This is a genomic window from Breznakibacter xylanolyticus (assembly GCF_003254275.1).
Lineage (GTDB): Bacteria > Bacteroidota > Bacteroidia > Bacteroidales > Marinilabiliaceae > Breznakibacter > Breznakibacter xylanolyticus.
The window spans coordinates 1-7,936 of record NZ_QKZK01000063.1 but is presented as its reverse complement, the minus strand read 5'-3'; the positions used below and the strand labels follow the sequence as shown (position 1 = coordinate 7,936).

At 45.9% G+C, this 7,936-nt stretch carries 8 protein-coding genes; 7 read left to right on the top strand and 1 reads right to left on the bottom strand.

Annotation, left to right across the window (positions count from 1 at the left end):
* Nucleotides 1-732 precede the first annotated feature (732 nt).
* Nucleotides 733-1,350 (top strand): trimeric intracellular cation channel family protein, encoded by a 618-nt coding sequence (locus LX69_RS17065; protein WP_111447240.1) that lies wholly within the window; start codon nt 733-735, stop codon nt 1,348-1,350.
* Nucleotides 1,351-1,382: 32 nt separating this feature from the next.
* On the opposite strand, the gene LX69_RS17060 is transcribed toward LX69_RS17065, so the two are convergent.
* On the bottom strand, nt 1,383-2,516 hold the full coding sequence (locus LX69_RS17060; RefSeq protein ID WP_221621416.1) for a hypothetical protein: 1,134 nt from the start codon (nt 2,514-2,516) through the stop codon (nt 1,383-1,385).
* A gap of 905 nt (nt 2,517-3,421) precedes the next feature.
* Here LX69_RS17060 and LX69_RS17055 point away from each other — a divergent pair.
* The 6 genes from LX69_RS17055 to LX69_RS17030 all read left to right on the top strand — a co-directional run bounded on the left by LX69_RS17055 (nt 3,422) and on the right by LX69_RS17030 (nt 7,450).
* A complete protein-coding gene (locus LX69_RS17055; RefSeq protein WP_111447238.1) occupies nt 3,422-3,919 on the top strand; it encodes a hypothetical protein in 498 nt (165 codons plus the stop codon).
* 80 nt (nt 3,920-3,999) lie between these two features.
* A complete protein-coding gene (locus LX69_RS17050) occupies nt 4,000-4,527 on the top strand; it encodes a hypothetical protein (RefSeq protein ID WP_221621415.1) in 528 nt (175 codons plus the stop codon).
* Between the two features lie 18 nt (nt 4,528-4,545).
* Nucleotides 4,546-5,121 (top strand): hypothetical protein, encoded by a 576-nt coding sequence (locus LX69_RS17045; RefSeq protein ID WP_111447236.1) that lies wholly within the window; start codon nt 4,546-4,548, stop codon nt 5,119-5,121.
* Nucleotides 5,114-5,656 carry a hypothetical protein gene (locus LX69_RS17040; RefSeq protein ID WP_111447235.1) on the top strand — a complete coding sequence of 181 codons (543 nt, stop codon included), beginning with the start codon at nt 5,114-5,116 and terminating at the stop codon, nt 5,654-5,656. The genes LX69_RS17045 and LX69_RS17040 overlap by 8 nt, the downstream gene beginning before the upstream one ends.
* A gap of 162 nt (nt 5,657-5,818) precedes the next feature.
* Entirely contained in the window at nt 5,819-6,220 is a 402-nt protein-coding gene (locus tag LX69_RS17035) for a hypothetical protein (protein ID WP_111447234.1), read from the top strand.
* A 174-nt stretch (nt 6,221-6,394) separates the two neighbouring features.
* Complete coding sequence (locus LX69_RS17030; protein ID WP_111447233.1) at nt 6,395-7,450, top strand: toxin-antitoxin system YwqK family antitoxin; 1,056 nt, start codon at nt 6,395-6,397, stop codon at nt 7,448-7,450.
* The last annotated feature ends 486 nt before the right edge of the window (nt 7,451-7,936 follow it).

Below are 7,936 nucleotides of genomic sequence, written 5' to 3'. Positions count from 1 at the left end.
ACCAAAGGTTGTTTCTCTTCTGATATGGCACTTAAAAAGCTCATATATCTTGTAATACGAGAGATCAACCGTTCGCCAAAAGGGAAAGTCCCCCATTGGGGTTTAATATATGGGCAATTAAGCATTAAATTTGGGGACCGGATAAAACACCATTGAGAGAACAAACGCCTGCGAAGAAAGGATATTTTCTTTTAGGATGGCAAGGGTATACAAGTGGCTCCGTGCCTCCGCCACCCTTGCCATCCTAACGAAAATATCCTATGGGGCAGGTGTTAATCCTCTCAAAGGAAAAAAAATGACAGACACAGTTTGATGAACACTACCCCCCCAAAAGCCCCCTAAATCCCCCGAAGGGGGACTTGAGGTTTTTTTCGTCAAATTTTAATGAGTAAATGCCCTTTTGTACTTTTACCCTTTCTTTTTTTCTCACTCTCTCACTTTCTTGCACTCTTGCACTTATGTACTCCTCCACTTTCTCGCTTTGCCACTCTGCCACTTAGCTACTTTCCTAGCTTTTGCACTCCTCCACTCCTCCACTTTCTTGCTTTTGCACTCTTGCACTCCTCCACTCCTCCACTTTCTTGCTTTTGCACTCTTGCACTTTCCCCACTCCTCCACTTCCCCCTTTCCCCCTCCTCCTATCAACAACCAATCCCCAAAATTGTTATCTCCACGCCATTCTCCGGCATAAATATCTTCACTAAATTAGAGCGCTAAAAAAACAGCCATGCCATGACCTTATATACCTTTCTCGATTATTTCGGCACCATGTTCTTCGCCATCAGCGGCGTGTTGTCGGCCTCCGACAAGAAACTGGATGTGTTTGGCGCCTCCATCATCGGACTGGTGACGGCCGTGGGGGGCGGCACCACGCGCGACTTACTCATTGGCGACCGCCCCGTGGGTTGGCTCAAGGAACCCAACTACCTATACGCCGTGCTGCTGGGCATCTCCATCGCCTTCGTCTTTAAGCGCTATCTGGCCGGTCTGCGGCGCACCTTCTTTATCTTCGACACCTTGGGCATTGGCATCTTCACCATCATTGGCCTCGAAAAAGCGCTCTCCTTTGGCATCGCTCCACCTCTGGCCATCCTCATGGGCGTGTCAACAGCCGTGGTGGGCGGCGTGCTGCGCGACACGCTCATCAATGAGGTCCCCCTCATCTTCCGACAGGAACTCTATGCCACGGCCTGTATCATTGGCGCAGCCATTTACCTGCTGCTGCACTACTTCACGTCACTCCCCCACAACATGGTCATGTTTGCCACCATGGGTACCATCATCATCATCCGCACACTGGCCATCCGGCTCAACATTCAACTGCCCAGGTTCCAAATGGGGGGTGAATAAACGGTGTAGATACAGGGCATCCCCTGTATCTACTATTGAATGGTGGAATCCGTCACATGGATGTTGGTGGTGGCATGCATCGAGATGCCGGGATAAACCGGATACCACGATCCGCCATGATTGTCACAACTCACACTTTTATCCATGATGATGTTGCCCGACAAATCGTTGGTGACAAAAAACACAGCCGATCCATAGGCATTGACACGGTTATGCTCAATCCGTGATCCAAAAATGGACAACGTCATGGTATTGCCATCGTTGTAAATGGCGCCGCCGCTACCCCCTCCGGGTGTTCCCGTTTGCGCAGGATTTCCGCCATTGCCGCTGGCTCGGTTGTACGAAAAAAGACAATTGATAAAAGTCCACGTCACCCCAATACTGCTGACAGCACCGCCATTGGCGCCGGCATTGCCATAGCCCTCGGCACCGCCAAACGTGGTATTGACCACATAAACCGGCCGATTTTGATACTGGCTGAAGACCCTCACGGCTCCCCCTCCCACATCAGCCCCATGGGAAGCACACACATTGTTGAAAAAGCGACAGTTGACTATCTTCAACCGCCCACCGCGCACCCAAATAGCACCGCCTCCGTCATAGTCCTTTTCGGTGGTTGAATTACCATCAGCAAAAGTGATGTTTTGAACCGTCAGTTGAGGGAATTCCTGATTATCGCAATGCGAGGTAGTCCAATGCTGTTTTTCATCGCAGGTATTCATGTAAAGGATGCGGGTTTTTCCGCCACCGCTAAGGGTAATCAGCCCGCCGCCATCAATCACCACCTGATTCCCGGCATCGTTAAACACCTTGGCCGGCTGGGTGAGGGTGAGCGTCAAAGGTTGGGTGCCGCCATTGAAGGTAATGATGCCGCCCTGAGCAACGGCATTGATAAATGCCTCTTCGGTAACACTCTCTGGCGTTCCGGTGCCAATCACATGGGTTGGCACCGATACATCGACAGGCGCTGCCTCCATCGGCACCGGATAATTGGCACCCGGATTGCCGGCCGGAGGGCCGTCGGCCGCATTGGCCAGAGGATTGTGAAACTCGGCTGTGGGTGTTGATTCATCATCCTTACATTGTATCAACACAATGGTTATGACGACCATCGACAGACAGGTCAAAAACGTGCCGATTTTAAACGGCATAAGACGGCTGCTCATAAGGTGTGGTTTAAATGAATGAGATTGTAATCATTTCAACAGACTCCAAATTCATGCACCGAGGGAGTACAACATACTTGTTGGTGAGCGCTTTTTTCACCCCTGACAGGGTTCAGCAAGATAACGACTTCTATGGAAATGAATGTGTTATCCTCCCCTTTTTTTTAGATGCAAAGCCTTTCACAACGCTGTGCAATCGCTCATTGATTGTGCAAAGGTGAATCTACGCCAAAAAGTGTTTTCATCCTAAAACATCCATCGTTCATTCACCAATGATCACAGACTCGAAAAATTATTCAAAAAAAGTTTTTGAAATAGGCACACGGACAATAACAGGCAAGTCTCCTACATAAAGGTTTGACCGCATAGTCCCAACGGGGCGAAATCATACAGCTCGGGGCGTAGCCCTGGGAAAAGAGAGGTAAAGAACAAGCCCCAAAGGGGCGAATGCGGTGTTGGACGCAGCACTTAACCAAACAGGCAATGATTGGCAGGTTAGGCAGTTATCGCTTTCGCCCCATTGGGGCTTTGGGGGGTTCATTATTGCTTTGCACACAGGGCTATGCCCTGTGCTGACGGATTCCGCCCCATTGGGGCTTTAAGAATATTTACAAAGTGCCTATTTCAAAAAAAAATTTTATTCTCCTTCCCTTACCACACGGGCATTTCTCCACTCCTCCCCTTTATGTAAACAAAATTAATTCACAAAAAAGTTTGTGTATTCAGAATCTTTCCTAATTTTGTCATCAATCAAACAATTATTATTGATGCAAATCAATAACTCTAATTTAAAAAATAACGTCATTGAACTAATACCATTAAAATTTAAATACATCATTACTAATAAAATAGAGTTTCATTTTTTTATTGTTTTTTTAATATTAAACCTTTAACATTTAATTACCATGAAGTTTTTAGGAGTATTATTTGCAGTAGCCATCATGGCATTAAGCAGCAACTGGATGTCAACTCAAGCTCAAGGCTTGTTGAAAAACAAACTCAATGCTGTATCCGAAAAGGCCAACAAAGCTGCCACCGGCGCAACAAACAGCATGAACGAGAAAGTGGATGCCGCCAATCAGGCTGCCACCGATGCTGCTGATAAAGCAAAAGCCGAAGCCGAAGCCAAACAAGCTGAAGCTCAAGCAAAAGCCGATGCCGCGCAAGCAAACGCTCAAGCCAAAGTAGATGACGCGAAAGCCAAAGCTGATGCTGCTCAAGCCAATGCTCAAGCCAAAGTAGATGACGCGAAAGCAAGCGTTGATGCAAAACAAAATGAATTGAAGTCAAGTGCCGAAGGTGTTGCTGCCTCTGCGGAAGCCACCACAAACGCTGTTTCCAATACTGTGGACACAAAAGTTGACGCTGTGACAAACCTGGGAACCGAAGAACCCAAAAACTAATTATTCCGTTTTCTGAAAAAGGTCATCCTTCACCGGATGGCCTTTTTTTTATAACCCTCCCATCCCCTATGTTGAATACCATGCGATGGAGACACTATCTCCTCTTTATCATCTCCTTTGTGGTTCCCAAACTGATTGGGATTGCCTACATCCTATTTTTTTGGTTCTATAACGAACCTCCCCTCGAATCGTTCATTATCTTCATGATCGTCAGCATCCCCATTGTGACTTATCTGCTTTGGCTCTCAGACATCGTTTTCCGACTCGAAAAAGTGACAACCCAATACAACATCCGCACAAACAACATCACCAACCTGTTTTTGGCGGCATTGATTCTGGCTGTTGCCGGATTATCGTTCTTGACCATCTTCGTTATTTTCGACACCAATTGTCATTCCGACAGTCTCGCGACAGGCTTTGCATTCATCCTCCCATGCTTGATGCTGTGCACCTTACAAGCTGCACATATGCTCAACATCGCCGAAAACCGTCGATGGATCTCTGTCGAGCATTCTTTGCCCGACTTTGTCCTCATGCTGTTTTTTCCTGTTGGCGTGTGGATATTGCAACCTCGCATCAACCAATTGGCTCTCAAACAACTCGACTAACTTCTCAGCCCCCAATCCATGATCAAACCCCTGATTCAGCGTTTCATAAACCTAACGCTCTTTCAAATACTCTCGTTTGTATTTTTCGGTTTCGTAGGGCATGCCACACTCGACATAATCCTCAAAACCAACGAAATGAGTAAGTATGACATGCAAAAAATAATGTCCGAAATCCAAAAAGAATATCCTGGTTCGGACATCACGTTCCAAAACATCTATATTGAAGACAACGATCGAAGAAAAGGAACACGAAGCAGAAGCCGTTTCAGCAGCGAAACATACTATTATTACGCAAAGAATTACCTCTACATCCGGAACAATCAATTTCATCAGGAACCCAAATATTTGCCATTGATGGTTTTCCTCTTCATGCTTTTGGCATTCCTGCCAATGTCGTGCCTGAACATCAAAAAAATTAAACTTAAAGAGCTCAAAAACATCCACTTTGGCCCTGCCCGGGTGTTGGGAATCATAATCACCGCCATCATCGTCATCATTTTTACCTTTGATGTCGACACATTTGAGAAAAGCTCACTTCAATACGCCAACCAAATCAATTTGTCTGATTATCAAATCCACCAACCCCATGAATGAAATCTTCTGCGCCATGGATGTGCAATATGCCGATGCCAACACCATCCGAATTGACACGACCTACAAACGATGGCATTTGTTCAAAATTCTTTTAATCCCCGTGGGCTTTTTCCTCGTCTTTATGATCTCGACCTACAACAAAATGTCCGGCACGGAGATCTCCTTCACGGCGCTCGCGCTGATTATTTTCCTGGCCGTATATCGATACAGAAAATTCATCTGCCACCGATCGGTGGTCTTTAACCGTAACAGTGGAACCATTACTTATATGCGCTCCGTGGCTTATGTTGATCAAATATTCCGTTTTAGCCAAACCAAAATCATTGCCAAAAAAATGATTTTCAAACAAGAAACCCTCTATCGCATCATGCTGTTGCACCTGCCGACGGGTAAGTCCTACCACATTTGCTCATGCAAGGCCAACCTCGTGCCCGAAAATTTTTTAACGGACTTCATGGCATCAGCTCCTCTGCTCATCAACCAAATCACGCCCTATGAACGACAAAACGAACCCAACCCTTTTGCTTTTATTTAACAATCTACGATTGATGGATGATTGCTACCGAAAATGACATCACAAAAAAGTCCGACACGACCCTTTCGGGCAATCGGTAATCGCATGATTGCCAATGATGAATGAAACACACCCATGTTTTTCAACAGAAACACCTGACTCACCGATGCAAATCATTATAGCATGAACGATAATCTCATCTTCTTCACCAACATGGGGCTTGCAATGATCCTTGCAATGTTTGGAATGGCCAAACGATTGCGGGATAACCAAACCTTAAAAACCCTTCTCTGGATTACCACTCTCGTTGGAGTGACTGGCAGCTCGTTGCGCTTCTTTCCAAACATGGACATCAGTCTTCTGACAACATGGTCTTTCTGGAACCCGTTTGTTTACATCACCTTATACGCCGGCCTGCGACATGCTTACCGCCTCTGCTACCAACGGGAACCCACCTACCACAAGGCGTCATGGTTTGATCCCGAAGAAGGCCGAAAACAAAACACCTTCGACGTCTTTGTCCATTTATTCCCAATGTTGATGGCTCTTATTTTCCCTTTTATCATGCAAAAGATCTTTCAATAATGCCAATACAAATAACACCTCCCTGCCATCTGCGACAACGCTCATCTGCTTAGACATGCATAAAGATGCGATCCGACCGATATAACACAAACAGTCAACAAATCAGTATCCGATCGACTGCATACGCCGCAACAGTTCATACCATCACAAAACAGTAATCCATCCATAAACCTTATGAAACACCTGATGTCCTTACTGGCCGCCATTTACCTGTGCTTGCCGGCTCATTCGCAACAAGTAACTCAAATCAGAAGCGTCGAAAAAATCGCCATGGGCGATGGAACATACACCTTTCGTGACTTCGACACAAAAAAACACCTCGAAGGCAACCATCGCCTCATTATGGACGATCGGGAGTACGTGCTGGCCTCCTTCTCCAACGGCTTGCCCCATGGATCCTGGGAAACCTATCGATACTACAAACTCAAAGAAAAAAAGAACTTCCTGATGGGCAGACTCGATGGTGCGCTCATCGAATACTACGGCGATGGAACAACCCCGTGCAAAGAAGCCATGATGAAAAATGGCAAAATGCACGGTCGATGGGTTGAATATTACACCAACGGCAATATCGCCAAAGACGAGTTTTATCAAGACGGACTCGAACATGGCCGACAAACGGCTTTCAACCATGATGGAACCCTCAAACGCGACTGCTTTTTTAAAAATGGAAAGCCCGAAGGCAAACAAAAAAACCTGTACCGCAGTAACACGGGCGATTTCTGGCAGGAATCAAACTGCAAAAACGGAATCCGACAGGGCCAATTCACCGAGACATTCCTCAATGGCAACCTCAAAACCAAAGGAGAATACCTCGATGGCGAGAAAAACGGCGTGTGGATCGTCAACTACGAGAACGGCCGTCCCAAATCTTATCAGACCTACAAAAAAGGTAAACGCAATGGCGACTCCAAAACATTTTTTGACGATGGTAACGTTCAATCAATCACCCCTTATGTCAACGACTTGAAAGAGGGAATCGCCCGCGAATTCTTCGAGACCACGAAAACCCTCAAGGCCGAAATTTCTTATGTCGCCAATTACGAACATGGCTCCTACAAATTCTTTTACGACAATGGTAAACTGCTCGAAGAGGGCCACACCGAACGTGGATACCGTATCTACGCCAAAGAATATTTCATCAACGGCCAACTCAGAAGCGTCAAAGAACAAAAAGATGGCGTGTGGGAAACAACTGAACGATACGACCAAAGTGGAAAACAACTGTAAAATATTCTGAGACAATCATTCCCACCACACCTGCCATGCAATTGAGATGGATTTTGCGATTATGCATGCCCGGTTGAACTTCACCTCACCACCCCCTTTCCTGCTGCTCGATTGACTTGTGTGACAATGCTAAAGAAAAGCATCGCCACAGGATAAAATCGGAAGGTAACGGTGTTAACCCATCTTGCAGCTTTCCATCCAAAATTCATTAAAAAAACACCTTTTTTCACCTCAAAATAGGCTCTTTTGCTCTATTTGCTTTTGTAATACATTGATAATCAGTGTCTGAATTTTCGAAAAATCATTTGTAGTACACAAGGGGGTATTGTATATCAGCGGTTTACATGTTTACTTTGGGGCATGTATTTCAAAGTATCCATGCGCACCAACCCCGAAACGGGAATCTATAGCGGTTATTACCGTGTTTAGTGGAGAGCTAGCGTCATTACGCTACCTTTACAAAGCGAAAATCTGTAGTACACAAAT